At 66.2% G+C, this 25,738-nt stretch carries 21 protein-coding genes; 9 read left to right on the forward strand and 12 right to left on the reverse strand.

What is annotated here, in order from left to right:
- The first annotated feature begins 94 nt into the window (after window positions 1-94).
- Window positions 95-829 (forward strand): FadR/GntR family transcriptional regulator, encoded by a 735-nt coding sequence (locus tag U9J33_RS22175; protein ID WP_165913316.1) that lies wholly within the window; start codon window positions 95-97, stop codon window positions 827-829.
- 23 nt (window positions 830-852) lie between these two features.
- On the opposite strand, the gene U9J33_RS22180 is transcribed toward U9J33_RS22175, so the two are convergent.
- From U9J33_RS22180 to U9J33_RS22190, 3 genes are all read right to left on the reverse strand, one after another.
- Entirely contained in the window at window positions 853-2,112 is a 1,260-nt protein-coding gene (locus U9J33_RS22180) for an MFS transporter (RefSeq protein ID WP_324699180.1), read from the reverse strand.
- A gap of 400 nt (window positions 2,113-2,512) precedes the next feature.
- Window positions 2,513-3,943, reverse strand: a complete 1,431-nt coding sequence (locus tag U9J33_RS22185; protein WP_185999245.1) for a UdgX family uracil-DNA binding protein — start codon at window positions 3,941-3,943, stop codon at window positions 2,513-2,515.
- A 2-nt stretch (window positions 3,944-3,945) separates the two neighbouring features.
- Window positions 3,946-5,196: a putative DNA modification/repair radical SAM protein gene (locus U9J33_RS22190; protein WP_054438057.1), complete on the reverse strand. Its 1,251-nt coding sequence runs from the start codon at window positions 5,194-5,196 to the stop codon at window positions 3,946-3,948.
- A 298-nt stretch (window positions 5,197-5,494) separates the two neighbouring features.
- Between U9J33_RS22190 and U9J33_RS22195 the strand changes: the two genes are divergently transcribed.
- The 3 genes from U9J33_RS22195 to U9J33_RS22205 all read left to right on the forward strand — a co-directional run bounded on the left by U9J33_RS22195 (window position 5,495) and on the right by U9J33_RS22205 (window position 10,402).
- Complete coding sequence (locus tag U9J33_RS22195; RefSeq protein ID WP_186000070.1) at window positions 5,495-7,909, forward strand: hypothetical protein; 2,415 nt, start codon at window positions 5,495-5,497, stop codon at window positions 7,907-7,909.
- Between the two features lie 162 nt (window positions 7,910-8,071).
- Window positions 8,072-9,217: a sulfotransferase family protein gene (locus tag U9J33_RS22200; protein WP_185999246.1), complete on the forward strand. Its 1,146-nt coding sequence runs from the start codon at window positions 8,072-8,074 to the stop codon at window positions 9,215-9,217.
- A gap of 132 nt (window positions 9,218-9,349) precedes the next feature.
- Window positions 9,350-10,402, forward strand: coding sequence for an AraC family transcriptional regulator ligand-binding domain-containing protein (locus U9J33_RS22205; RefSeq protein WP_054438050.1), 1,053 nt, complete (start codon window positions 9,350-9,352; stop codon window positions 10,400-10,402).
- Window positions 10,403-10,428: 26 nt separating this feature from the next.
- Here U9J33_RS22205 and ybaL read toward each other — a convergent pair whose 3' ends face one another.
- Window positions 10,429-12,084: a YbaL family putative K(+) efflux transporter gene (ybaL, locus tag U9J33_RS22210; protein WP_054438048.1), complete on the reverse strand. Its 1,656-nt coding sequence runs from the start codon at window positions 12,082-12,084 to the stop codon at window positions 10,429-10,431.
- Between the two features lie 390 nt (window positions 12,085-12,474).
- On the reverse strand, window positions 12,475-13,614 hold the full coding sequence (locus U9J33_RS22215; RefSeq protein ID WP_324699182.1) for an FAD-dependent monooxygenase: 1,140 nt from the start codon (window positions 13,612-13,614) through the stop codon (window positions 12,475-12,477).
- A 136-nt stretch (window positions 13,615-13,750) separates the two neighbouring features.
- Between U9J33_RS22215 and U9J33_RS22220 the strand changes: the two genes are divergently transcribed.
- The 3 genes from U9J33_RS22220 to U9J33_RS22230 are packed head-to-tail and all read left to right on the forward strand — an operon-like array spanning window position 13,751 to window position 18,214.
- Window positions 13,751-16,207 carry a TonB-dependent receptor gene (locus tag U9J33_RS22220; RefSeq protein ID WP_324699183.1) on the forward strand — a complete coding sequence of 819 codons (2,457 nt, stop codon included), beginning with the start codon at window positions 13,751-13,753 and terminating at the stop codon, window positions 16,205-16,207.
- Between the two features lie 51 nt (window positions 16,208-16,258).
- Window positions 16,259-17,179, forward strand: coding sequence for an NAD-dependent epimerase/dehydratase family protein (locus U9J33_RS22225; RefSeq protein ID WP_324699184.1), 921 nt, complete (start codon window positions 16,259-16,261; stop codon window positions 17,177-17,179).
- A gap of 30 nt (window positions 17,180-17,209) precedes the next feature.
- The gene (locus U9J33_RS22230; protein ID WP_054438143.1) at window positions 17,210-18,214 is read left to right on the forward strand and encodes a LysR family transcriptional regulator; all 1,005 of its coding nucleotides are present in this window, start codon (window positions 17,210-17,212) and stop codon (window positions 18,212-18,214) included.
- 38 nt (window positions 18,215-18,252) lie between these two features.
- On the opposite strand, the gene U9J33_RS22235 is transcribed toward U9J33_RS22230, so the two are convergent.
- The 6 genes from U9J33_RS22235 to U9J33_RS22260 form a co-directional block, all read right to left on the reverse strand.
- Entirely contained in the window at window positions 18,253-19,146 is an 894-nt protein-coding gene (locus tag U9J33_RS22235) for a class III extradiol dioxygenase subunit beta (protein WP_185999250.1), read from the reverse strand.
- Window positions 19,146-19,556 carry a protocatechuate 4,5-dioxygenase subunit alpha gene (gene ligA, locus U9J33_RS22240; protein ID WP_054438141.1) on the reverse strand — a complete coding sequence of 137 codons (411 nt, stop codon included), beginning with the start codon at window positions 19,554-19,556 and terminating at the stop codon, window positions 19,146-19,148. Before ligA ends, U9J33_RS22235 begins: the two co-directional genes overlap by 1 nt.
- Window positions 19,557-19,573: 17 nt before the next feature.
- On the reverse strand, window positions 19,574-19,978 hold the full coding sequence (locus U9J33_RS22245) for a dihydroneopterin aldolase (RefSeq protein WP_082370364.1): 405 nt from the start codon (window positions 19,976-19,978) through the stop codon (window positions 19,574-19,576).
- Window positions 19,971-20,831: a bifunctional 5,10-methylenetetrahydrofolate dehydrogenase/5,10-methenyltetrahydrofolate cyclohydrolase gene (locus tag U9J33_RS22250; protein WP_132469756.1), complete on the reverse strand. Its 861-nt coding sequence runs from the start codon at window positions 20,829-20,831 to the stop codon at window positions 19,971-19,973. The genes U9J33_RS22245 and U9J33_RS22250 overlap by 8 nt, the downstream gene beginning before the upstream one ends.
- 4 nt (window positions 20,832-20,835) lie before the next feature.
- Window positions 20,836-21,720, reverse strand: a complete 885-nt coding sequence (gene purU, locus U9J33_RS22255; RefSeq protein WP_054438138.1) for a formyltetrahydrofolate deformylase — start codon at window positions 21,718-21,720, stop codon at window positions 20,836-20,838.
- 74 nt (window positions 21,721-21,794) lie between these two features.
- Window positions 21,795-22,664 carry a methylenetetrahydrofolate reductase gene (locus U9J33_RS22260; RefSeq protein WP_132469757.1) on the reverse strand — a complete coding sequence of 290 codons (870 nt, stop codon included), beginning with the start codon at window positions 22,662-22,664 and terminating at the stop codon, window positions 21,795-21,797.
- Window positions 22,665-22,736: 72 nt separating this feature from the next.
- Here U9J33_RS22260 and U9J33_RS22265 point away from each other — a divergent pair, with 72 nt between their 5' ends.
- Together U9J33_RS22265 and desA are read left to right on the forward strand one after the other, a co-directional pair.
- Complete coding sequence (locus tag U9J33_RS22265; protein ID WP_324699185.1) at window positions 22,737-23,486, forward strand: alpha/beta hydrolase; 750 nt, start codon at window positions 22,737-22,739, stop codon at window positions 23,484-23,486.
- Window positions 23,487-23,508: 22 nt separating this feature from the next.
- The gene (gene desA, locus U9J33_RS22270) at window positions 23,509-24,915 is read left to right on the forward strand and encodes a syringate O-demethylase (RefSeq protein WP_324699186.1); all 1,407 of its coding nucleotides are present in this window, start codon (window positions 23,509-23,511) and stop codon (window positions 24,913-24,915) included.
- A gap of 56 nt (window positions 24,916-24,971) precedes the next feature.
- Here desA and U9J33_RS22275 read toward each other — a convergent pair whose 3' ends face one another.
- Window positions 24,972-25,736: an IclR family transcriptional regulator gene (locus U9J33_RS22275; RefSeq protein ID WP_054438037.1), complete on the reverse strand. Its 765-nt coding sequence runs from the start codon at window positions 25,734-25,736 to the stop codon at window positions 24,972-24,974.
- Between the last annotated feature and the right edge of the window lie 2 nt (window positions 25,737-25,738).

Raw genomic sequence — 25,738 nt, forward strand, 5'->3', positions numbered from 1 at the left:
AAGGCTGTCAAGCAGCCTATGCTTCCTTGCCATCGCCGCCACGAACAGGCTGGACGCGCTCATGGCTTTCGTGTTGTGAGATGGTGGAATGAACATGCGCAAAAGCAGAACGGCGCTCGACGCTGCCGCCGACAAGCTCAGGGAGATCGTCCTCGCCCGTGAGCCGGGAGCCTATATCGGGCGCGAAGAGGCGCTGATTTCCGAGCTGGGCTTCGCCCGCGCCACCGTGCGGCAGGCCGCACGGCTGGTGGAGCGCGAAGGGTTTCTGGCCGTGCGCCGGGGCAACAACGGCGGCTATTTCGCGTCCCGGCCCGACGCGACGACGATCGAATCCATCGTTTCGATGTACCTGTCGATGATGGATGTGCCGCCGGAGGATGTCACGGCAATCGCCACTGCGTTATGGGTGGAAGCCATGCGCAAGGCGGCCCGCGCTCCTCACGACAGGATCGCCGCCGGTATCGCGTCGCTGGTCGAACGGGCGCACGCGCTTCGCGACGATGCAAGTTTCGACGACGTGCGCGAACTGGAACGCGAAACCCAGGATGTCGTCTTCGAGCTTGCCGACAGCGCTTATATAAAGCTCGTCTTCGACATCAACGTGGCTTTCTCGCGCAGGACTTATCAAGGCCCGGCAGTCGACGATGTTTCGCCCGAGCATCGCCGTTTCGTGCAAAGCTGGCGCAATGCCCGGCTGATGGAGTTCGGGGCCCTGATGCAGGGTGACGCGGAACTCGCAGGCATCGCCAGCCAATATAGCCGCAAGGTCTGGGCCCGCCGCATTCGCGCGCGCTTTCAGATGAAGGCGGAAGAAGCGGCTGGCGACTGATCGGGCCGCCGTAAGGCCAGGCTTCAGGCGGGCGCTGCCGTCGCCGCGCGCCATTCAGGATAGGGCCGCAGGCTGAAGACCAGCCCCCCGGAGATGAGCGAGATCGCGACACCGGCGAGCAGCAACGGGGTGTAGCTGCCGTAGCGATCGTAGGAGAGGCCCGCAGCGAGCGGCCCGATGGCGGAGGCGAGCGCGATCACGCTGGTCATGAAGCCGAAGATCGTTCCATAGTGCCGCATCCCGGCGTACCGGGCGGTCAGGTAACTGCAGAGCTGGATCTTGGTGCCTGCCGCATAGCCGCTGATCATGATGCCGATGACGATGGTGACAGGCGTTGCGATGCCCTGCATGAGCAAAGGCCATCCCACGGCGGTCGATGCCAGGGTGATGCCGCCCACGGTGCGCGCATGGAACCGGTCGATGAGCGTGCCGGAGACCAGCTTGCCCATCACGCCCGCAACCCCGGAAAGGCTGACGAGCCAGGCTGCCTGCGAGCGGCTCATGCCCGCCTCGACCAGAATGGGGAACTGGTGGACGACGACGGCAATGGTCACGGTCAGGACGAGGAACGTCGCTACGGCGACTTTCCAGAGCGATATGTCGCGCCATGCCTCCCCGATGCCGAGGCCGGGCAGGTCCGGAGCGGCCTCGGGCGGCCCTTTGCCCTGCGACTGCCTGCGCCGCGCCTGATCGCGCACGTCGAAAAGGAACAGGGCCGAGAGGACCAGCGCCAGTCCGCCCCAGCCCAGGCCGAGGGCGATATAGGCGGTGCGCCAGCCGAATGCCTCGATCAGCGCGTTGGAAAGCGGCGGGGCGACGACTTGCGCCAGCGCCGTGCCCGACATCGTTACGCCAAGCGCCAGCCCGCGCCCCACCCTGAACACGCTGGCGATTGCGGCGGACCAGAGGGTGGATTGCACCAGAAGCGCGACAACGCCCCATATCACCCACAGTGCAAGCCATTGGGGGATGGAGCCGTTGACCTGCGAAAACGCCGCGATTGCCAGGCTCGTCAACACAAGGCCGGGCAGCGCAAGGCGGCGCGAGCCGTGCCGGTCTATCAGAATGCCGATGAAGGGAGAGCAGAGGATGGACAGCAGCGAGGCGATCGCCATGCCGGCGGAGAGTTCGGTTCGCCCCCAGTGAAATTCCGTCGCGAGCGGGTCCATGAACACGCCGGCAGCGGCCGTCATGAACGACATGAACGAAAAGCCGATGCAGGCCGCAAGGACCATCGGCCAATGGCGGCGCCACTCCGCGCCTGCCGTTTCAAGCTGTTCCAATCCAGCTCTCCCATTTCATAAGCGCCGCTTGCTGCGACATCTTGTGCAAGGCGTTGTGCGTGATTGCCGCGAATGAGTCTAACGGAAAAGGGCACTGTTTAATCGCCCTGCCGTTCTCTGCCTAGGGCTAGTGGGTCCCATGGTTCTAGCGAGATTTATGGCGGCGTTCGCCGGAATTGCGCGATAATGCTTAGAAATTCAGCGCGGGCTCGATGAGTCTGGAGGAGTTGGTGTGGGGCGCTGCGGCCGTCTGCATCCGAACGCTGTCTCTGAAGAGTGCCCTTATATGCGAAGGCACAAGGCTTATGATACCTCCTAGTCCGTGCGCGCGCGGGTCTGGCCTGGCGGCCGGGCCGGTTCCCCAAGGGTGGCAGCGGACCACCTTCGGTGCCGCGCGGCGTCAGGCTGCCTGGACGAGGCTGCTGGCGGCTTTACGCAAATCGGCGACGTAGCGGGCGAATTCGGCATCGGCGTCGGCCTCGGGAGGAAGGCGCAGCAGATAGCTGGGGTGGACGGTGATCCAGCAAGGCGTACCGTCCGCCAGCGGCACTGCCCGTCCGCGCTCCTGTCCGATCGTCATCGCCTTGCCGGTGAGCGACCGGGCCGCCGTGGCCCCCATCGCGATCACCAGTCTGGGGCGCACGATGGCGCGTTCCTGATCGATCCACCAGCGGCAGGCCTCGACTTCGCCCGCATGGGGACGGGCATGAAGGCGGCGCTTGCCGCGCGGCTCGAACTTGAAGTGCTTTACCGCATTAGTGACGTAGGCGCGGGCACGGTCGATCCCCGCCGCCGCCATGGCCCGGTCGAAGACTTCGCCGGCCGGGCCCATGAACGGGCGGCCCACGATATCTTCCCGGTCGCCGGGCTGTTCGCCCACGATCATGATCTCGGCATCGTGCGGTCCTTCGCCGAATACGGTCTGGGTCGCCGGTTGCCAGAGCGGGCAGCGGCGACAGGCGGTCGCCTCCTGACGCAGCAGCTCGAGCGCATCATCTCCGCCTGCCCCCCTTGATCGTATGGTCGGAGTATCCAGCTGGCGCGGCGGCCCGGCCCGATCCTGCTCGATCATCGCCAGTTCGCGCTTGCGGGCACCGGCGATCAGTTGCGGGACCAGCGCGGTCTCGGGCATGTTTCGCCAGTACTTGCGCGGCATTTCCTTGAGCATGGCGCGCGGCATGACCCGTGCCGGATTGAAGATGGCGCTGTAATAGGCCTTCCAGACCCCTTCCACCGGATCGTCGCCAGGTGCGTCGCCGCGCTGTGCAGGAGGTCCCTCGGTCAGCAGGGCGCCATCCCAGTGGAGCGCACCCCGCGGGGTCAGGATCGACCAGCGCATGTTGGTGAAGCGTTCCACGAAAAAGGCGGCATTGCGACGCAATATGTGGTGCTCGGGCTCGTACCAGGCGACGAACCGCGTGCCGTCTCCATCCGGCAGTTCGCGGAAGCGGAGGAAGGCATGCATCTTGTGGATGTCGCGCCGCACGTTCTGCGCGAGACCCTCCAGGCGGCGCAGGGGCCGGTCGGCACGGTCCTGCAGCAGGTGCGGCTGGTCCAGCAGGCGCAGCAACAGGGCATAGAGCAGCGCGAAACGCTCGGGCTCGCTGTGAAGCGCCGCATCACGCGCAAGATCGAGGAACGCCCTGGAAACCCGCATCGGCGGCGCCTGCGCGGCGTCCACGGCAATCGGCTCTCCCCCGAACAGGTCCACCGGCCGGTCGCCGATCTGCCAGAGTACCTCGTTCGCGGCTATGCGCTCTGCCGCGAGCATGCGGGCGGCGGCGCGCCAGCCATCGAAGTCATCTTCGGCATCAAGGCGTACCATCCGCATGGTCAGGCCGCGAACAGTTCCAGCTGCGTGGCGGGCGGAGCGACGAGCGCGCGAAGGTCGGCCCTGTCGATCAGCCCGGTGGGCCGCCAGTCTGCCGTGACGATGAACGGCCGCAGCTTCTTCACCGAAACGGTCATGCGCGCCACGTCGTCCAGTCGCAGGGTCCGCCAGCGGCGCGCCGAGACGATGGCATCCACCGCCTTCACCCCGAGGCCGGGGATGCGCAGCAGCAGTTCGCGCGGGGCGCGGTTGACGTCCACCGGGAAACGATCGCGAAAGCGTAGCGCCCAGGCCAGCTTGGGATCGATGTCCAGCGGGAGCATCCCCGTGGCCGGATCGACCGCCGCGCCGACTTCCTGCGGCGTGTACTGGTAGAACCGCATGAGCCAGTCCGACTGGTAGAGCCGGTGTTCGCGCATCAGCGGCGGGCGCTGGAGCGGCAGGACGACGCTGGCGTCCGGGATCGGGCTGAAGGCGGAGTAATAGACGCGCCTGAGATCGAAACGGTCGTAGAGCGCGGCGGCGCGGGACACGATGTCGCGGTCGGTCGCGGCGTCGGCGCCGACGATCATCTGGGTCGATTGTCCGGCGGGCGCAAAGGTGGGGGCGGAGCGGAACCGCCGACTGGCGTCGGCTCCCTCCTCGATCGCCGAGCGCATGGTCCCCATCGCACCTTCGATCCGCGCCTGCGACTTTTCGGGTGCGAGGCGCTGGAGGCCGCCGGCGGTCGGCAGTTCCACGTTGATCGATACCCGATCGGCATGGAGCCCGGCCCGCGCCACGAGTTCGGGGTCGGCGTCGGGAATGGTCTTGAGGTGGATGTAGCCGCGAAAATCGTGGTCTTCCCGCAGGGAGCGGGCCACTTCGACGATCTGCTCCATCGTATAGTCGGGCGTGTGGATGATGCCCGAGGACAGGAACAGCCCCTCGATATAGTTGCGGCGGTAGAAGTCGAGCGTGAGGTCCACCACTTCCTTCGCGGTGAAGCGGGCGCGGCGCACGTTGGAGGACTTGCGGTTGATGCAGTAGTGGCAATCGAAGATGCAGCTGTTGGTCAGCAGTATCTTGAGCAGGCTGATGCAGCGCCCGTCCGGCGCATAGGCATGGCAGATGCCGCCGCCTTCCAGCGTGGAGCCGATCCCCTTGCCGCCACGCGAATCCCGCTTCCTGACGCCCGAAGAGGAGCACGACGCATCGTATTTCGCCGCATCCGCGAGGATCGTCAGCTTTTCGGCGATATCGAGCGGGGGCATTGAACCAGACCTTTTCCTCATGCGTTCAGCTAAGCGTAAGCGCAGCTCTTGCAGCCGGAGCCTGTCCCATGCCGAAGGGCTTTTCAAACGAAATGTTCCCTTTATGTTCGTTTTTGCGACGAGGCGATGGGCCTTCGCGTGCTTGGCGGGAGGGCGCTGTTGTGGGAAAGGCGGGGAAGGGCGACGTAATTTGATGCCGGATAACAGGAAAATGCCATTGCCCATTGCCGGGAAGAACCGCGCACGCCCTTCGCGTCTCACTCCATGGGCTCTCAATGCGGGGGCTCTGGCCCTGCCGATGGCCGCGATGCTGGCCTCGTCCACGGCGGTCGCCGCCGATCCCGCGCCGTTCGAACTGAACGGCCCCGGCCTGCGTATCCAGGTGACGCGCGGCAAGGAAACGCTGCCCATTGCGCAAGTGCCCAGCCTTGCCGAGGGGGACATGCTGTCGATCCATGCGGACCTGCCGGAGGATCAGGGCGCGAAATTCCTGATGGTGTCCGCTTTCCTGCGCGGCGCGACCAATCCGCCGCCCAAGGACTGGATCAAGATCGCCGAGACCTGGAGGGACAAGGAAAAGAACAAGGCGCTGGCGCTGACGGTGCCGAAGAATGCGCGCCAGATGGTCATGTTCCTGGTCCCCGATACAGGCGGCGCGGAAGGGACGCTGGTGGATGCCGTGCGCGGCAAGCCGGGCGAATTCGTCCGCGCCACGCAGGACCTCAACCAGGCCTCGCTCGACCATTCCCGCCTCGATGCCTTCATGGCGGCGATCCGGGCGCAGGACAATTATCACCCCGAGTTCCTGCGCAGCGTGGCACCGACGCTGGCGCGCAGCCTGTCGATGAAGCTGAACGAGGAATGCCTCTCGAAAGTGATCGAGCTTCAGGCGTCATGCCTGCTCGAAAACCGGGAAACGCTGGTGTTGGCGGACGTCCACACCAGTTCGGTGGCGGAAACGCTGACCGGCGCACCGACGGACCTTGCCCTGCAGTTGAGCGCCACGCGCGAAGCGGGCTATGGCTATTACAGCGCCTATATCGGGGTGGCGCGGGATATCGCGAAGATATTCGGCGCCTTTTCCAATCCGCAGTTCAGCTACCTGCCGACGCTGAGCGTGCGCAAGGGCGACCGTACAGGCCTGCTGCTGAACACCGCGCCTTCGTTTGAAAAGCCCAAATCGGTCATGGTGATCGCCATGCCGGCCATCGAATCCGGTAGCCCGCCCCGCCTGCGCACGAGCGCCAACGATCCGGTCTGCGCGGTTCAGGCCGGCGGCGCGCAGGGCACGCTGCTGCCGGTGGAAGGGGCGCCGCTGATCTATTCGACCGCTTATGCGCGGGAGATGAAAGTTACCCTCACCGCGCCTTCGGGGCAGACGGTGGACGTCCCCCTCGAAGCACGGGCGGACCGAGGCGGCTATGTCCTTGCGGGCGGGGAACTGCCTGCCGCCTTTACCGGAACCTTGCGCGCCCACGTCTACGGCTACTGGGGCTTCGATCGCTTCGAAGGGCCGGACTTCCTCCTCCAGAAGCCCGATGGCGGCGGCTGGCAGGTGGCGGGCGGCGACAAGAACGCCGAGATGCCCACGCTGGTCGTCGGACGGGATAATCCGCTGGTACTGACGGGCGCCGCGCCGTCCTGCGTGGAATCGGTGACTTTGCGGCAAGGTGGCAGCGCGCAGTCGGTCGAGTGGAAAGTGCAGGGCAAGGACGGTCTGGCGCTCACCCTGCCGCTGGCGGGCCGCAAGCCGGGCGAGATGAGCGTGGAAGTGAAGGTGCGCGGCACTGCCCAGCCTTCGACGATCGCGCTGCGGGCCGATGTCCAGGCGAGCCGGGTCGACGGTCTGGTGATCCATGCCGGGGATGACTGGGGCGTGCTGACCGGCCAGCGGCTCGACCAGGTGGACAGCGCCGAACTTGCCGGTCTCACGCTCAAGCCTGACGGCCTGACCCGCGACGGGACGGTAGACCGCCTCAGGCTGGCGAGGTCCGACGGGCAGAAGTTGCCGGAGGGCGCCTCCCAAACCGTGCCCGAGATACCCGGGGATGCGGCCGCGCGCATCAGGCTGCGTGGCGGGCGCACCGTTTCGGTCCCGATTACGCTGGCCGAGGCGCGGCCGCGCGTGAACCTGCTCAGCAAGACCATCGAACCCGGGCCGGTAGCGGCGGGGGGCAGGGTGCTGGGCCTTCCCGGAGAAGACCTGCTGCCGGACAACGGCCGCATGGTGTTCTCGGTTCGCAGCGATGCAGCGCCGCTGACCCCTGCCGACGTGATCGAGGTGGCGCCCGCGAGCGGCGGCGAGCCGGTGCGGCTTTCGGCAGGCAAGGGATTGAAAGTTGCAGGGCCGCAAGTCCTGGTTGCCTCGTTCGACCCCGAAACGCTGCCGCCTTCCACGTTCGGTCCGCTTCGCTTCCGGCTGGTGCGCGGCGGCGATGCCGGCGACTGGCAGCCGCTGGTCACGCTGGCGCGGCTTCCGCATATCGACGGTGTATCGTGCGGCGGGGCGGAGCGGGACGCGAACTGCACCATCAGGGGCAGCGACCTGTTCCTGATCGATGCGGTGGGGCTTTCGCCTGCCCTCGATCCGGCGGTGAACGTGGCGCAGGGCTTCACGGGCTCTGCGCTTCAGGTGCCCGCGGCGCGCGACGGCAAGTTCTACCTGCGTCTGCGCGACGCGCCGGGCGCGCCGGTGGTGCTGCCGGTTTCCTGACGGCGCTTCCTTGCCCCCGCCTCTTCCGGGAGGCGGGGGTATCGCGCCTGCGCGTTCTGGTGCGATGTCCTTATCGGTCAAGAAAAGTGCCGGCTGCTGCGGCTAGACCCGGCCTTCGAACCGCGCGCACGACGCGGCAGAGGAAGGTGAGGGGACAAGCGGGTGAAGGTCGAGGACATCATTGCGGCGGCAAGCGCGGAGACGGGCCTTAACGACTTTGGCGACGAGGCGGTCCTGTCGGGCCTCGCGATCCTGCTGGAGGATTACCAGAACGAGGCTGCGCTTACCGAAGCGGGCCGGCAGCGCTCCATCGGCTCGCTGGTCTCGGCGCTGGCGGGCCGGATGAAAGTGGAAGACTGGCTGGCGCGTCATCCCGAACTGCTGGAGCGTCCGGTCGAAAAGCCGATGTTCGTCTTCGGCCTGCCCCGCACCGGCACGACACTGACCATCAACCTGCTGGCCGCCGACCCGGACCGCCGTTGTTTCCTGCGCTGGGAAGCGTTCGACCCGGTGCCGCCGCCGCGCAGCGACGAACTGTCCGCCGGCCCGCGTTTCGAGCGGATGCAGGCGCAGATGGCGCGCGCGATCGGCGCCGCCCCCCATATCGCCGCGATCCACCATGAAGATTCCGACAGCCCGACCGAGTGTCAGTTCGCCATGGCGCCTTCGTTCTGCGCGCAAGTCTACGAGGCGCAGGCCCATGTTCCCGGCTATCGGCAGTGGTTCCTGCACGAGGCCGACTATCGCCCGGCCTTCCGTTATCACAAGCGTCTGCTGCAATGCCTTCAGGCCGAGGCGCCCGGGCGCTGGACGTTGAAGAATCCCTGGCATCCGCTGTTTCTGGACGAGCTGACCGAAGTCTATCCCGATGCGCAGCTTGTCATGACTCACCGCGATCCGGTGGAAGTGGTGGGCTCGGCATGCAGCCTCATCCACGCGGTGCGGCGAATGTACAGCGACACGGTGGACGCCCATGCCATCGGCGCGCAGATGGTGGAGATATTCCACCTCATGATCGCCCGGCAGGATGCATACCGCGCGAAACACGGCGCGGACGCGATCTTCGATATCCAGTACGATGCGCAGATGCGCGATCCGGTGGGCCAGATGAAGCGGCTTTACGATCATTTCGGCGAACCGCTGACGGCGCGGGCGGAAGCGGCGATGACCGCTTTCCTCGCCGACAATCCCAAGGGCAAGCACGGCCGGCATGAATATCGGCTGGAGGACTACGGCCTCGATGCCGCCGGGGTGAGGCGGGAATTCGCCGATTACGTGGAGCGGTTCCGCATTCCCACGCGCTCGTGATACGGCGGGGCTGACGCCATCGCCAAGGCGTTGCCCTCCGCGTTGACCCTGCCTTGCAGGCAGGAGCATCTCTTGCAGCCATAAGCGGCGGGGTGCGGCCCTGCGCTGAGTCGGTCGGGAGCGGCGAAGAAGATGCGGGAGCCTTTCGTCGATGGCACGCCGGATGCGGGAACGCAGGTGATCCAGGCGCGGCTGCTGCGCCATTTTCCGCAGGTCGTGCGCGATCTTGGCGGCGATCCGCAGTCCCTCTTGTGCGCGGTCGGGCTGGACGAGGAAGCCTGCGACCGGGCCGGGGCGATAACGTGCGGGCAATGGCTGAAAGTCGTGGGCCGGGCGGCGGACGTGCTGGACCGGCCGGATTTCGGCCTGCGTCTTGCGCAGCGGCAGGGCGGCGTGGATGTGTTCGGGCCGCTCGGTGCAGCCATGCGCAGCGTCCTGCGGTTCGGTGACGCGCTGTCCTATGCCGCCACGCACAATGCCGCGCACAGTCTTGCCGCGCGGGTTTGGATGGGGCGATCCGCCGGTGGGCAGCATGTCTTCATGGGCCACGAACTGCTGGCCGAGGATTTGCCGGCGCGCAGCCAGGCGATCGAGCAGGTGCTATTGGCCGGACACCTGGGCGCCCGCGCGATCACCGGGCAGCGCGTTGGCGCGCGCCGCGTCCACTTTCGCCACCAGGCTTTGTCCCCCGCGAAAGTCTACCGCGAGCATTTCGGCTGCGAAGTGCGTTTCTGCCAGAACGAGGACGGCGTGGTCTTCACGGTGGGCGATCTTGAAAGTCCGGTCGCCGATGCCGACCGGCAGGGCCTGCGCGACGTGACCGAGCATGTTTCCCGCCGGTTCCGGCAACAGCGCCCGCCGGTCCATGCGCAAGTACGCGGCGTGGTGATGCAACTGCTCTGGACCGGTCGCTGCGGGAACGACGATGTCGCCCGCCATCTCAACCTTCATCCGCGCACCCTGCACCGGCGTCTTCACGAAGAAAGCATCAGCTTCCAATCGATCAAGGACGAGGTCCGCCGGGACTTCATGCTCTATTACCTCCAGCAGACCGACCTGCCGCTCAGCCGCATATCGGAGAAGCTGGGCTTCGCCGAGCAGTCGGTCATGTCGCGCTTTGCGCGGAGCAGCCTCGCCGCCTCGCCGCGCGAGATTCGCCAGGCGGCGCGGGAAGCGTTGCCCTGAGCACCGATATCCCGGCGCCCGGTTGTTCAAGCCGGCCGAGGCCTGCGGATCGAGGCCAGCGTCAGCAGGCTTCGGGCGATTTCGCGCTCTCCCATGACGACGTGATCCGCGCCGACCTGCTTGAGATGCTCGACTTCCTCATCCGAATGGGCGCGGGCGAGAATCTCGATCTCGGGATTGATCTGGCGTGCGCGCTGCGCGATCACGCCGCCTTCGAAGCCTTCGGGAATGGCGATGATCAGCTTGCTGGCGTCCCTTATCCCGGCCTGGTCGAGTATGTCTGCGGTTGCCGCGTTGCCGGTGATCAGATCGAGCCCCGTTTCCCGCGCCGCCTTCGCCAGATCGTCCTGCTCCTCGACGATCACCAGTGACCGGTTGCCGGAGCCCATGCCGTCGGCAACCAGTTTTCCGACCCTCCCGTAGCCCACGAGGATAACATGGCCGCGACGCGCCTGGTCGCCGTTGCCGGTGGGGGAAGCGCCGGTGGGCACGGCGGCTTTCACGATGGCGTGACGGCTTGCCAGCAGGCGGAAGATCAGCGGATTGGCCAGGATGGACAGGATGGCCCCGGCGAGGATCAGGTCGCGGCCTTCCTCGGGCAGGAGATCGAGGCGGACGCCGAGGGCTGCCAGCATGAAGGAGAATTCGCCGATCTGCGCCAGGCCCGCAGCCACTGCGAACCCGGTCTGGAGCGGGTGGCCGAATGCGCGCACGATCGCGAGCGCCACGGCCGATTTGCCGATGACGATGATAAGGACGGTCGCGGCCAGGGCGCCGGTGCGTTCGATCAGCACCGCCGGGTCGAACAGCATCCCCACCGAGACGAAGAACAGCACGGCGAAGGCGTCCCGCAGGGGCAGGGTTTCTTCCGCCGCGCGGCGGCTCAACTGCCGCTCGCCCATGACCATGCCGGCGAAGAAGGCGCCCAGCGCGAAGGAAACGTCGAAGACATAGGCCGCGCCGAACGCCACGCCGAGCGCGATGGCGAGAACGGCCAGACGGAAAAGTTCGCGCGATCCGGTATGGGCCGCCCAGTGCAATGCGGCCGGGATCGCCCGCTTGCCGACGATCAGCATCAGGGCAATGAAGCCGCCCACCTTGGCGATGGTGATGCCGACGATCTTCGCGAGATTGGCGGTATCCGCCGCCGCCCCGTTCAGGATGCCGGCGAGCACCGGCAGCAGGACGAGCACCAGCACCATGGCGAGGTCTTCGACGATCAGCCAGCCGATGGCGATCCGCCCCCTTTCCGTATCGACCAGATTTCCGGCCTGCAACGCGCGCAGCAGGACGACCGTGCTCGCCACCGACAATGCCAGTCCGAACACCAGGCCCGCGGCAAGGCTCCACCCGAGATGGACCGCGAGGCCCGCGCCAAGCGCGGTCGCCACGGCGATCTGGAGCACCGCGCCGGGAACGGCGATGGCCTTCACGGACATCAGGTCGCGCAAGGAAAAATGCAGGCCGACGCCGAACATCAGCAGGATGACGCCGATTTCGGCCAGTTCGTTGGCGAGGGCGGAATTGGCGACGAAGCCCGGGGTGAACGGGCCGACGAGGACTCCGGCGAACAGGTATCCTGCTACCGGGGATATCCGCAGCCGGTGTGCCAGCGCCCCCATTGCGAAAGCCGCCACCAGCCCGGCGACGATGGTTCCGATCAAGGGCGTATGATGCGGCAAGCACTGCTCCTCGCTCCGGCGGCGTGGCGGGGTATGGCCGGCTCGCCGCCCACCTACTGGAAGGATGACACGAGAGTTGCCGCAAGTCCCGCTGCCACCATCGAACCGGCGAGCAGCAGGGGCATGAGCCATCTGGGGGCGATGTTGCGCTTGCGAGGCATCCTCTGCTCCTTCCGGTTGATCTCGGGGGCGTTCGGCCGTGGGCAGAGGGTATCAAGATATGGCGGGATTTGCAGCACCTTGGATCGCTGCCGCCGCATCTTTGTTGCAGACGTGCCTTTCCGCCGCCCCGCGAAGCGCGGGAATTCGCGGCTGCCGGGGGATCGACGCGCTGCCCTGCCGCCGCCGGACACGCGCGAGGCAGCAGTGCAGGGCGTTCCCGATAGATCGTCAGAACGGGGCGTTGAGCCGGGTCAGCGCGCCTTCCAGCAGCGCCTTGTGTTCTTCGGGCGGCCCGTGCTCCAGTTGCAGCCTGCCGATGGCGATGCTGCTTTCGATCACGTCGCGGCACCTGTCGAAGCGACGCTCCTCATAGGCGGCGAGACCTGCTTCCACCGTGTCGGCATTGGCCAGTTCCTCGGCCAGGACGATGCCGCTTTCCACCGCCATCCCGGCGCCCGAGGCGAGGTGCGGCGTGGTGGCATGAACGGCATCGCCCACCAGCACGATCCGGCCCCGGCTCCAGGGGCGCGGTTGCAGGGCCGCGGCGAGGGGGCGGTAATTGATCCAGTCCTCGCGGGTCATGTTGTCGCGAATCCATCCGGCATTGCCGCCGAAGTCTGCAAGCAGGGCCTTGAGCGCGGCGTGGAGTTCCTCCTCGTCCATGAAGCTCTCGCGCGGTTCGTGCCGGGTCAGCATCCACATGTAGACGTTGTCCGGGCTGCAGGCGGTGATGCCGCAGGGGTTGTCGTGGCCGAGGAAGAATTCGCCGGCGTCGAGGCCGGGCGGCTTGCGGATGGAGATGCGCCAGCAGCCCTGCCCGGTCGGCTGGGCGGGGCCCATGTGCGGGAAGGCGAGTTCGCGCACGGTCGAATAGACACTGTCGGCCCCCGCCACGAGGTCGTAGCGGCCGTTCGTGCCATCGGAAAACGTCACGTCGACACCGCTGGCGTCGCTTGCCAGATGGTTGACCGTCAGGCCCAGACGGACGGGAATCTCCAGTTCGCGGACCCGTGCCTGCATGATCCGGTGGAGCACGGGGCGCATGATCCCGCCGGTTGCGGGCAGGCCTTCCTCGATCACCGGTTCGTCGAGATCGTGCAGGTGGGTTCCGTCATGGCGGAACAGCCGCGTCCGGTTGGTGATGGCGCCTGCCTTCTTGATCTGCTCTAGCAGGCCGAGCCGCCGATAGGCGCGCAAGGTCGGCCCGGTTATCGTGATGCCGGCGCCATAGACCCGCCATTCCGGATCGAGGTCGATCAGGTCCACCCGAACGCCCCGTTCCGCAAGGCTGATGGCCGTGGCCATGCCGCCGATTCCCCCGCCCACGACAAGTGCCGTGGCGATGCTGCTGATGCTCTCCCGTGTCATGCCACGAGAGGTAGCGAGGCCGCGTCGTCACACAAATCCGAACTGTGGATGCCTGCCCATCGATACAATCGGTGTGACCAACGCCGGCCGCTTGGCTAGCCCCGACGGCAAGAACAAACACATCGGGAGGAGCGCCATGCGCAATCGACTTTTCCATTCCTCGAGTCTGGCCGTGATGATGCTCGCCGTCTTCGGCGGCGCCATGCCCGCGCTCGCGCAGGAAGCTGCATCGGCGCAGGACAGTTCCGGCCTTGGCGACATCATCGTCACCGCCCAGCGCCGCGCCGAAACGCTCCAGGATGCGGGCATCGCCATCGATGCCGTGGGCGGAGATCGATTGCTGCAGCAGGGCATCACCCAGGCGGACGCGCTGAACAAGGCGGTGCCTGCGCTTACGGTGACCAACGGCGGCGGTTCGAACACCTCGATATTCCTGCGCGGCGTCGGCAACATCACCAATTCGAGCTACAACGATCCGGCCGTCACGCCCAGTTATGACGGCGTCGTGCTGGGCCGCGCGGCGGGGGCGTTCGGTTCGGCATTCTACGACCTTGCCCGCGTGGAGGTGCTGAAGGGGCCGCAGGGCATCCTCTATGGCCGCAATGCCACCGGCGGTGCGGTGAACATCATACCCAACCGGCCCGAACTCGGCCGCAGTTCCGGCGGCTTCACCCTGACGGTGGGTAATTACGACGCCGTCGGCGCCGAGGGTTTCGCCAATCTCGCGCTGGGTGAAAATGCCGCGCTGCGCGTGGCGGCGACGCATCAGTACCATGACGGCTACAACCGCGACGGCAGCGACGATCTCGATCGCAGCGGCCTGCGCGCGCAATTCCTGTTCGAACCGACGGACCGGTTCAGCATCCGTCTTGGCGGCGATTACACGCATGTGGGCGGCGTGGGCGCGGGATCGAGCTATATCGGTTCGTTCACGCCGGGGGCGACCGGATTCACCTTCACGCCTGCCGGGTTCGACAGTTCGGAAGGGCTGAACACCGATGCCGCCAATGCCTACCGGCAGACCCAGCTCGGCGCTCCGGGCTTCGGGTTCCTCACGGCGATGAACCGCCAGCAGATGAACGACGCGACCTATTGGGGCCTCAACGCCGAAGTCACGCTGGACACCGGCATCGGAACGCTCACCGTCCTGCCTGCGTACCGCAACACCAAGGCTGAGAGCTTCTTCTACGGTCCCGCATTCAACACCGCCTACACGAATGAGAAGGACCGCCAGTTCAGCCTCGAAACGCGGCTGGCGGGCACGGTCGGCATGTTCGATTACGTGGTCGGCGGCTTCTTCTTCGATGAGAAGATCCGCAATACCGGAGAATACAACCAGGAATTCGTGCTGCCGATCCAGCACTACACGCACAAGACCCGGAGCCTGGCGGGCTTCGGCCAGCTTACCGCCAACCTGACCGACAGTTTCCGCCTGATCGGCGGCCTGCGCTATACGCGCGATCACAAGTCGATCGACGGGATCATCAACAATTTCATCGCCTTCTGCGGCGGCATTCCGGCAGTGACGCCGCCCGATTCCTTCGGGCAGGGTTGCGCGGTGCCGGGCAATATCCCGAACTTCCCGAATTTCACCTCTACCGGCGATACCGTGAACTGGCTGATCGCGAACGGCTATATCGCGCCGGGCAGCACCGATGCGGCGAGCGATCAGGTCTATCCGCTGCTCAGCGGCGCGGGCCTGATCCTCAAGACCTACTATCCGGTGGTCGATTCCGGCAACTTCAGCCGCGTGACGTGGAAGGTGGGAGCCGAGTTCGACCTGGCGAAGGATTCGCTGCTCTATGGTTCGGTCGAAACCGGCTACCGCGCGGGCGGCTTCCAGCTTTCCGAAGGCAATCCGACCTACAACCCGGAATTCATCACCGCCTATACCATCGGTTCGAAGAACCGCTTCCTCAACGACCACGTCCAGCTCAACGTCGAAGCCTTCTACTGGAAGTACAAGGACCAGCAGATCAACTACTTCACGGTCTCGCCGGATTCCGTGCTGATCAACACCATCGACAATGCCGGGCGCGCCGACATCAAGGGCTTCGACGTGGACCTGATGGTCAAGCCGATGCGCAACACCACGCTTTCGGCCAAGGTCCAGTATCTCGATACCGAATACAAGGAGCTGACGCTTACCACCGCCTCGCCGCGCAACAACATCAACTGTCCTTCTTCCGCCACCGGGGATTACCTGAGCGACGGGGTAACGCCGATCCTGGCGTTCAACTGTTCGGGCCGCCCGCTGCTGTTCTCGCCCAAGTGGACGGTCAACCTCGGCGCCGAACAGGTCGTGCCGCTGGGCGACGATTACGAACTGGTCGGCAGCGTCAACACTTCGTGGCGGTCCTCGCAATACGGCGCATTCGAGTATCTCGATTTCGAGAAGATCCGCGGTTACTGGCTGACCGACGCCAACCTGACGCTGCGCCTGTCGGACGGCGGGCTTTCGATCGGCGCCTTCGTCCAGAACATCGAGAACAAGCGCCGCGTCGCCACGCCGCAGTCCTCGCCCATCGGCTTCGCGGTGGCGCGCTACACCGCTCCGCGCACTTATGGCCTGCGCCTTTCGGGAACGTTCTGAGGCCGGGATGCTGCGCGGGGCCTGTGCTTGCCGTTACTCAAGGAGAATGCAGTGAAAGTCGTCGTCACCGGGGCAGGCGGGTTCGTGGGCCGGGAACTTGCCCGCCGCCTGCTGGAGGCCGGGCACGAGGTCTCCGGAATAGACAGCCACGCCGGCGGCATCCCGCCGGGCGTCCGGCCGGTGGAAGGCGACCTTGGCGATGCCGGGGTCCGCGCCGAAGCGCTGGGGCGGGGCTGCGACGCGCTCGTCCATCTGGCAACGGTGCCGGGCGGCGCGGCCGAGGCGGACCCGGGCGCCTCCCGCCGGATCAATATCGACGCGATGTACGACCTGCTGCAGGAAGCGGCGGCGCTCTCGCCGGGGCTGCGGGTGGTCTATGCCAGTTCCATGGCGGTGCTGGGCGATCCGCTGCCTGCCCATGTGGACGATGCCACGCCCTTGTCGCCGAAGATGATCTATGGCGGGCACAAGGCGATGATGGAACATGCGGCGGCCATGTTCTCCAACCGCGGCCTGATCGATGCGGTGACAGTGCGCCTGCCCGGCATCCTCGCGCGGCCCAAGGGGCCGTCAGGCATGAAATCGGCGTTCATGTCCAACCTGTTCCATGCGCTGAAGGCGGGTGAGGCCTTCGTTTGCCCGGTCTCGGCCCAGGGCACGATCTGGGCGCAGTCGGTCGCGCGTTGTGCGGACAATTTCGTCCACGCCCTGACGCTGGACAGCGCGCTGCTGCCGCCGACCCGCGCCGTGACCCTGCCGGCGCTGCGCCTGACTATGGGCGCGCTTGCCGAAGAAGCGGCGCGCCAGTGCGGGGTTTCGCCCGATCTCGTGACTTATGCACCCGATGCGGCGCTGGAGGCGGCCTTCGCCGCGCAGCCAAGGCTGGCGACGCCGGCAGCGGAACATGCGGGTTTTGCGCATGATGGCGATCCTGCTAGACTGGTCGCCAGTGCCCTCGCGACTTTGGAATAACCACAAGCGAAGAGGGTGCGGGAGATGGCGATGCGTTTTGGAAGACTTGACCTCAACCTGCTGGTCGCGCTCGACGCGCTGCTGACCGAGAAGAGCGTATCGCTTGCTGCGGACCGGCTCTGCCTCTCGCAGTCGGCGACGTCCAGCGCGCTGGGCCGCCTGCGCGAATACTTCGCCGACGACCTGCTCGTGGTCAAGGGGCGAAACATGATCCTCACCACCCGTGCCGAGGAACTGATCGAACCGGTCCGCGCCGTGTTGGAGCAGATCCGCACCACCATTTCGGTGGCCCCGGCCTTCGATCCCTCCACCGCCGACCGGCAGGTGCGGATCATGGCCTCAGACTATTCCACGCAGGTCCTGTTGACCGAGGCGCTGGCGGAACTGGAACGCGATGCGCCGCAGATGCGCTTCGAGATCCAGCCGATGAACGATTTCCCGATCGAGGCGCTGGAACGCGGCTACATCGACCTGCTGCTGACGATCGATTACGCGATCTCGGCCGATCACCCCAGCCTGATCCTGTTCGAGGACGACTATGTCGTGGTCGGCTGGGACGGCAATCCGGCGATGCAGGGGGCGATGACGAAGGAGACCTATTTCGAGCTGGGCCATGTCACCGCCCGCTTCGGCAAGGCTCGCGTCCCCGCTTTCGACGACTGGTTCGTGCGCCGCCAGAAGCAGCAGCGGCGGGTCGAGGTGGTGGCGCCGACGTTCCTGTCGCTCCCCGGCCTCGTGGTGAACACCAACCGCATCGCCACGATGCACCGCCGCCTCGCCGAACAGGTGGTGCAGAACATGCCGCTCATCATGCGCGAGATCCCGTTCGACTTTCCGCCGATCCGCGAGGCGCTGCAATGGCACCTCTCGAACAGCAACGACCGCGCGCTGCGCTGGATCGTCGAGCGGCTGCAACTGATCGCGACGCGCAAGGTGGAGGAGCCGGGCAACGTGGTTCCGCTCACCGGCCCCCGGATCGACCGGGACGCGCTGGAAGTCGAGTACCGGATGAACCACCCGCAGCCGCCCCGCTAGGCGGCGTCCACGCCGCCTAGCGGGGCCCCCGGGCCGGTTCAGCCGGTGAGGGCGCCCTCTGCCTCGGGTGCTTCGGCGGCGACATCGGCACGGCGCGGTTCCAGCACGATATGGCCGAGCGCGGTGTTGCTGACCGGAACGTGGTAGTGCCGGTGCAGCACGCCGGTGCCCCGGCCGAGCGCGCCGCGCATGATGAGCCACATGACCATCTCGATCCCCTCGCTGCCGGTCTCGCGCAAGTATTCGATGTGGGGAACATGCCGCAGGTGCTGGCTTTCGCCCACCAGCCCGTCGAGGAACATGTTGTCCCATTCGCGGTTGATGAGCCCCGCGCGCGGCCCCTGAAGCTGATGGCTCATGCCGCCGGTGCCCCAGACCTGTACGTCGAGATCCTCCGGGAAGCTCGCCACGGCGCGCGCGATCGCCTCGCCCAGCGCCCAGCAGCGGTTGCCCGAGGGCGGCGGATAAGTGACGACGTTGACCGCCAGCGGGATGACCTTGCAGGGCCACTTGTCCACTGCGCCGAACATCATCGTCAGCGGTACGGTGAGGCCGTGGTCCACGTCCATCTCGTTGATGATGGTCATGTCGAATTCGTCGAGGATCAGGCTCTGGGCGATGTGCCAGGCAAGGTCCGGGTGCCCTTCCACCACCGGCACCGGCCGCGGGCCGAAGCCTTCGTCGGCCGGCTGGTAGCTTTCGCCGCAGCCGATCGCGAACGTCGGGATCACCTTCATGTCGAAGGCGGAGGCATGATCGTTGTAGACCAGGATCACCACATCGGGCCGGGCCTCCTCGCGCATCCAGCGGCGCGTCCAGTCGAAGCCGTCGAAGGCGGGCTTGAAGATCGCATCGGCGGTGCGGCCGTGATCGTGCGCGAAGCCGAGCACGGGAATATGGCTGCAACCGATGCCGGCAGTAATGCGGGCCATCATGTGTTCTCCCTGATCGAGCGGACGCCGAGCGGCGAACGGCCGCCCGCCAGCATCATCGCCTGGTAATCCTCCACGCTCATCCCGGTCATCGTGCTGACCGCCTGGACGAAGCTCAGCCCGTCGGTCGAGAAGACCTTGGCGAGGAAATAAACGTTGCCGCCAAGGTCCAGCAGGCGGTTGTAGTCACGGTCGAGCACGCCCTGTTTCTGGGCCTCGGTCATCGGCCATTCGTCCAGATAGGCGCGCTCGTCTGCCTTGAAGCGTTCCCGGTTTCCCGGCTTCATCAGGCTCATCGCGAACTGGTTGAGATGATAGCCCCGCCGCGCGCGGCTGGCGGTGAAGACCCGGGTGCCGGGAATGTCGTCGAACTGCGCCAGATAGGCGTTGACGTCGGTAATCGCGGGCATGGTTTCCTCTCCTGCGTTCATGGGGCGCGGCGCACGGTCACTTCCACCCCGGCGAGACCGCGCGTGAGGGCGAAGGGCTTGTCGATGCTCACCCGCGCCTCGCGCACCGGCGCCCAGCCCAGGCACTGCTCGCCCAGGCGGCGGGCGAACGTCTCGATCAGCGGAATGTGCACTTCGGCCAGCGTTTCGGCGGCGGCGGCGATGCGGCGATAGTCCACCGTCTCGCCGATGCCGTCCACCGCGCCCGCGTCCAGCGCGAGTTCGACGGTGATGACCAGCGGCTGGCGGCGGCCGACCTCGTCGGGATTGATGCCCACGTCCGCCAGCAGCGGCAGATCGCGCACGCGCACGGTGGTGAGCACTGCCGTTTCGGTGGTGGCGGTTCGGGCGGAAACACGGTCGATCGTGGCAATGTCATCCATGGAGTGTGTCCCTTGCGGCCTTGACGGTATTGGCGAGCAGGCAGGCGATGGTCATCGGCCCGACCCCGCCCGGCACCGGGGTGACGGCGCGGGCGTGTTCCAGTTCGTGGGTGGCGCAGTCCCCGACGATGCGGGTCTGGCCGTCGTGATCGGTGACGCGGGTAATGCCCACGTCGATCACCACCGCGCCCTCCTTCACCCAGTATCCGCGCACGAGGTGCGGGGCTCCGGCCGCAGCGACGATGATGTCCGCCTTGCGTGCCACATCGGGCAGGTTGCGCGTCTCGATATGGGTGACGGTGACGGTCGCCTCGCGTTCGAGCAGCAGCATGGCCACGGGTTTGCCGACAATGTTGGACTTGCCGATCACCACCGCTTCCAGCCCGCGATAGTCGTCTATCAGGCCGTCCAGCAGCTTCATGATCCCCAGCGGCGTACAGGGCACCAGCCCCCCGGTGCCGCTGGACAGGCGGCCGACGTTGACCGGGTGGAAGCCGTCCACATCCTTGCCCGGCGCAACCCGGTCCAGCACCAGCGAAGCGTCAATCCCGCGCGGCAGGGGAAGCTGGATCAGCACGCCGTGCACGGCCGGGTCGGCGTTGAGGCGGTCGATCAGGGCCAGCAGTTCCGCCTGCCCGGTCTCGGCGGGCAGGCGGTGCTCCAGCGAGCGGATTCCGGCGCGGGCACACTGGGCCACCTTGCGGCCGACATAGACCTCGCTGGCCGGATCGCTGCCGACCAGCACCACCGCAAGGGCAGGCGCCACGCCCCGTGCCTTGAGCTGTTCGACCGCCTGCGCCGTTTCGTCCAGCATGGCCCGCGCCATGGCGCGGCCGTCGATGCGCTCGGCCATCGGCCTATCCCCGGAACACGACGGTGCGCGCGCCGTTGGCGAAGACGCGGTCGTCGAGGTGGAGCCGCACCGCTTCGGCCAGCACGCGGCGCTCGATATCGCGGCCCTTGCGCACCAGTTCCTCCGGCATGTCGGCGTGGGTCACGGTTTCCACGTCCTGATGGATGATCGGCCCTTCGTCGAGATCGGCGGTGACGTAGTGCGCGGTGGCCCCGATCATCTTCACGCCGCGGTCGAAAGCCTGGTGATAGGGCTTGGCGCCCTTGAAGCCGGGCAGGAACGAGTGGTGGATATTGATGCAGCGGCCGGACAGGAACGCGGCCAGATCGTCCGACAGGATCTGCATGTAGCGCGCAAGCACGATCAGTTCGGCGCCGGTCTCGTCCACCACCTGCTTGATGCGGGCTTCCTGCTCGGCCTTGGTGTTTTTGGTGATCGGGAAGTGATGGTAGGGCAGCCCGTTGATGAGCGAGGTGTGCAGCAGTTCGCGGGGATGGTTGGAAACGATGCCGACCACCTCCATGCTCAGTTCGCCGATGCGGTTGCGGTAGAGCAGGTCGCCCAGGCAATGGTCCCATTTCGAAACCAGCAGCAGCACCTTCTTCGGCGCGGCCTTGTCCCGCAGCGACCAGGTCATGCGGGCCTCGGCGGCGATCGGTGCGAATTCGGCCCGCAGTTCTTCGAGCGAGCGCCCGGCCCCGCGCTGGAATTCCACGCGCATGAAGAAGCCGCCGGAAAGCTGGTCGTGGAATTGCTGGGCATCGACGATATTGCAGCCGCGCGTCGCCAGGAATACCGCGACCTGGGCCACCAGCCCGGCCTTGTCTTCGCATTGCAGGCGCAGCGTGCAGATTTCGGAGGCATCCCCGCTTACGGGGCCGCGAAGCACTTCGGACAGGGTATCGGCCAGTAGGTCGGACACGGGGCAGGCTCCTCTCTCGTTCTTGTTTCGCCCGTTCCCGCTCAGTGGCGCCGGGCGTATTCGTTGATCCAGTCGACGGTCTTCTCCATGCCGCCGAAGGGATAGAAGTGCAGGCGGACCTTGCCGTGGGCCGGTGCCAGTCCGCGCTCCAGCGCATCGACGAGCTTGTCCGGTCCGGCCGATCCGATCAGTCTGGTGATCGAGATGCCGTATTTGGTCAGCACCGAAGCCGAGGCGCCCACGCCGCAGCGCGCGGCGAAGCGCATCAGTGTCTTGATCCCGGCGGGACCGGGCACGCCGAGCCGCACGGGCGCGTCGATGCCGCGCGCGCGCAGCCGGGTGAGCCAGTCGAGCACGGGCGCTGCATCGAAGGCGAACTGGGTGACGATGAGGGGCGCCATGCCGCGCGATTCGATTTCCGCGCATTTGCCGGAAAGCACCTGCCAGCACTCCTCCTCGGTCATGTTGGGATGCCCCTCCGGGTGCCCGCCGATGCCGATGGCGGTGATGCCGTTGCGTTCGAAAGCGCCGGTGGCGATCAGGGCGGAACTGTCGGTGAAGGGGCCTTCCGGCTCTGACGGGTCTCCGGCGATCACGAAGCAGCGTTTGACGCCGGCTTCCCGCGTCACCGCGGCCAGATAGCGTTCGAATTCCTCGGCCGAAGCGATCCGGCGGGCGGAGAAATGCGGCATCGGCTCGAAGCCGAGTTCGCGCACCAGCCGCGCGGCGGCAATGCGGGATTCGAATTCCTCACCGGGCAGGAACGTCACCGCGATCGGCGTTTCGGGCGCAATCGCGGCGGCAGCCCCGCGCAGGGCCTCCACGTCCTTGGCGGTCATCTCCAGCGAGTACCCGTCGACCATGTTGAGTGCCGGCCGGGCCCAGTTCGGATGAATGATCGGGGTGGTCATTTTCGTTCTCCCCACTTCCTCTCGTTGGATTCGCTCTAGCGTGCCCAGATCATTTCGTATAGATGAAAATTCATGGATGCGAATTCATTCTCCGAATCCGAAAAGACGCCGCTGGTGATCCTGCCGGGGCTGCTCTGCGATGGCCGCATGTTCGGCGGCCAGCTTTCCGCCTTTCCTGCCAGCATGACCGTGAACGGATTCTACGGCGGGGCAGACAGCATCGAGGCGATGGCGGATTACGCCCTTGCCCGCATGCCCGGCCGCTGCGCGCTGCTGGGCCATTCGATGGGCGCGCGGGTTGCGCTGGAGGTCTGCCGCAAGGCGCCCGAGCGGGTCACGCGACTGGCGCTTGCGGATACGGGAATCCACCCGGTGCGGCCCGGCGAAAAGGAAAAGCGATACGCCCTTCGCGACCTTGGACGGCGGGAAGGCTTCGGGGCGCTCGTCGATGCGTGGCTGCCGCCGATGATCGGCCCTTCGCGGCGCGGTGATCTCGGTTTCTATGCGTCTCTGCGTGCGATGTGCATGGGTTCTGGTCAGCTTGTGTTCGAGGCGCAGATCGAGGCGCTGCTCCATCGGCCTGAGGTGGGGGCCGTTCTGGCGGCCCTGGAATGCCCGGTTTCGCTGATGGTCGGGGACAGCGACGCATGGTCCCCGGTCGATCAGCACCGCGAGATCGCCGAGGCACTCGGCGGTGCTCCGCTGACGATCGTGGCCGATGCCGGACACATGGCCCCGGCGGAACGGCCCGATGCCTTCAACGCCGCACTGCGCGGATGGCTGGCTCTCCAGCCGGCGTTAACAATTCAAAACAAAGCATAAACTACCTGAAAGGCATGATGGAATGACCGAAAAATCGCTCCAGCAACTGATCGACGAAAAGGGAGACATCGTCGATTTCCTGCGCAACCAGCAGACCGGACCCAACGTCTATCCCGGCGTTCCGGGTGAATACTCGAACTGGCGCGACGAACAACGTGCCTGGGCCGAAACGGCGATCCTGTTCAACCAGAGCTTCCACATGGTCGACCTCTTGGTCACCGGCCCACAGGCCTTTGAAATGCTGTCCTATCTGGCCCCGAACAGCTTCAAGGGCTTCGTGCCCAACCGCGCCAAGCAGTTCGCGCCGGTGACCCCGGAAGGCTACGTGATCGGCGACGTGATCCTGTTCTATCTCGCTGAAGAAACCTTCGAACTGGTGGGCCGCGCACCCACGATCGAGTGGGTGGAATTCCACGCAGCCTCCGGCAAATGGGATGTGAAGGTCGAACGGGATGACCGCACCGCCGCCCGTCCGCTCGATCAGCAGGGCTACCGCCGCAACTACCGTTTCCAGCTTCAGGGGCCTAACGCCATGAAGGTGCTGGAACGCGCGATGGGGATCACGCCCCCCGATCTCAAGTTCTTCCACATGGCGCCGATCACGATCGCCGGCGCCGAAGTGCGCGCCTTGCGTCACGGCATGGCGGGCCAGCCCGGTTACGAGTTGTTCGGTCCGTGGAAAGACTATGACACCGTCCGGAATGCCCTGCTGGAAGCGGGCAAGGATTTCGGCCTGCTCCCCTCGGGCGGGCGGACCTACAGTTCCAACACGCTGGAATCAGGCTGGATTCCCTCGCCGCTGCCCGCCATCTACAGTGGGGAATCGCTGCGCAAATATCGGGAATGGCTCTCGGCGAGATCCTATGAAGGGATGACCTCGATCGGCGGCAGCTTCGTGTCCGACAATATCGAGGACTACTACCTCAACCCCTGGGAACTGGGTTACGGCATCATGGTCAAGTTCGACCATGACTTCATCGGCCGCGAAGCACTGGAGAAGATGAAGGACGCGCCCAAGCGCCGCAAGGTGACGCTGGCCCTCAACAACGAGGATGTGATGCGCGTACAGAGCTCGATGCTGACCAAGGGCGGCGACCGTGCCAAGTACATGGACTATCCGAGCGCGGTCTACGCCATGCATCCCTATGACGCGGTGCTGGTAGACGGCAAGCAGGTCGGCCTTTCGACCTGGATCGGCTACACCCAGAACGAGGGGCGTTTCCTCTCGCTGGCGATGGTGGACGAATCCGTGGCGGAGCCGGGCACCGAAGTCGTCCTGCTCTGGGGGGAACCTGATGGCGGAACGCGCAAACCCACGGTGGAACGCCACGTCCAGACCGAAATCCGTGCGATGGTAGCATCCGTGCCCTATTCGGAAGTGGCCCGGGATTCCTATGCCGAAGGCTGGCGCACCAAGGCTGTTGCCTGATCCGGGATTCCGCGAAAAGTTGAAGGGCCGCCGGGAAACCGGCGGCCCTTTTCGCTTCAGCGGCTGAAACCGGAAACGATCGCCTCCAGCAGCGCGCAGGCTGCCGCCTCCACCCGGGCATCGTAGCGAACGGTGGGGATGGCGACCGAGAGGGAGCCGACCGGCTCCCCGTCCAGCATCAGGATCTTCCCGATGCCGCAGATGCCAGGGGTATATTCCTCGCGAGTGATGGCGATGCCGGATTCGCGCGCCTGGTCCAGCTCGCGGCGAAGCGCGCTTTCGTCCACCACGGTGCTTTCGGTGTAGCGCTCGCGCGGGGCCTCCTCGAAATAGCGATCCAGCGCGGCGGGGCCGAGGGCGGCGAGCATGGCCTTCCCCGAGGCCAGGCAGTGCATCGGCGTGCGGGTTCCGACGCCGATCGAGTAGCGCAAGGTGTGCTCGGCGGTTTCGGTGATGACTGCTTCCATCTGCCAGTCGCGCTGGACGAAGTAGGACGAAGTCTCGTTGGAGCGCACGCGCAGGGAACGGACCAGTGGCCGCACCCTTTCGATAAGCGGCAGGCGCTGCGGCGCGGCGCGCAGCCGATCCAGCCCGGCGCCCGGCTGATAGAGGCGCCCCGATCGCGAGAGGTAATCGCGTTCGACCAGGGTGGCGAGGAGGTAGGACAGGCTGCTGACGGGAATGGCGAGGGCCTGCGCGATATCCTGCGCGACGACGCCTTCGGAATGCGCGACGACATATTCGATGATGTCCAGCGTACGCATGGCGGACTTCACCGTCGATGCCGTGCCGCCGCTTCCCGATGTTGCCCCTGTCGCCATAA

The organism is Novosphingobium sp. RL4 (assembly GCF_035658495.1).
Taxonomy (GTDB): domain Bacteria; phylum Pseudomonadota; class Alphaproteobacteria; order Sphingomonadales; family Sphingomonadaceae; genus Novosphingobium.

What these genes read in the sequence shown, in the direction of transcription:
- U9J33_RS22175 (WP_165913316.1), top strand. Translation starts at nt 95, where the DNA reads ATGCGCAAAAGCAGAACGGCGCTCGACGCTGCCGCCGACAAGCTCAGG.
- U9J33_RS22185 (WP_185999245.1), bottom strand. Translation starts at nt 3,943, where the DNA reads ATGCGGATGGTACGCCTTGATGCCGAAGATGACTTCGATGGCTGGCGC.
- U9J33_RS22190 (WP_054438057.1), bottom strand. Translation starts at nt 5,196, where the DNA reads ATGCCCCCGCTCGATATCGCCGAAAAGCTGACGATCCTCGCGGATGCG.
- U9J33_RS22195 (WP_186000070.1), top strand. Translation starts at nt 5,495, where the DNA reads ATGGCCGCGATGCTGGCCTCGTCCACGGCGGTCGCCGCCGATCCCGCG.
- U9J33_RS22205 (WP_054438050.1), top strand. Translation starts at nt 9,350, where the DNA reads ATGCGGGAGCCTTTCGTCGATGGCACGCCGGATGCGGGAACGCAGGTG.
- U9J33_RS22215 (WP_324699182.1), bottom strand. Translation starts at nt 13,614, where the DNA reads ATGACACGGGAGAGCATCAGCAGCATCGCCACGGCACTTGTCGTGGGC.
- U9J33_RS22220 (WP_324699183.1), top strand. Translation starts at nt 13,751, where the DNA reads ATGCGCAATCGACTTTTCCATTCCTCGAGTCTGGCCGTGATGATGCTC.
- U9J33_RS22230 (WP_054438143.1), top strand. Translation starts at nt 17,210, where the DNA reads ATGCGTTTTGGAAGACTTGACCTCAACCTGCTGGTCGCGCTCGACGCG.
- U9J33_RS22235 (WP_185999250.1), bottom strand. Translation starts at nt 19,146, where the DNA reads ATGGCCCGCATTACTGCCGGCATCGGTTGCAGCCATATTCCCGTGCTC.
- ligA (WP_054438141.1), bottom strand. Translation starts at nt 19,556, where the DNA reads ATGCCCGCGATTACCGACGTCAACGCCTATCTGGCGCAGTTCGACGAC.
- U9J33_RS22245 (WP_082370364.1), bottom strand. Translation starts at nt 19,978, where the DNA reads ATGGATGACATTGCCACGATCGACCGTGTTTCCGCCCGAACCGCCACC.
- U9J33_RS22250 (WP_132469756.1), bottom strand. Translation starts at nt 20,831, where the DNA reads ATGGCCGAGCGCATCGACGGCCGCGCCATGGCGCGGGCCATGCTGGAC.
- U9J33_RS22260 (WP_132469757.1), bottom strand. Translation starts at nt 22,664, where the DNA reads ATGACCACCCCGATCATTCATCCGAACTGGGCCCGGCCGGCACTCAAC.
- U9J33_RS22265 (WP_324699185.1), top strand. Translation starts at nt 22,737, where the DNA reads ATGGATGCGAATTCATTCTCCGAATCCGAAAAGACGCCGCTGGTGATC.
- desA (WP_324699186.1), top strand. Translation starts at nt 23,509, where the DNA reads ATGACCGAAAAATCGCTCCAGCAACTGATCGACGAAAAGGGAGACATC.
- U9J33_RS22275 (WP_054438037.1), bottom strand. Translation starts at nt 25,736, where the DNA reads ATGGCGACAGGGGCAACATCGGGAAGCGGCGGCACGGCATCGACGGTG.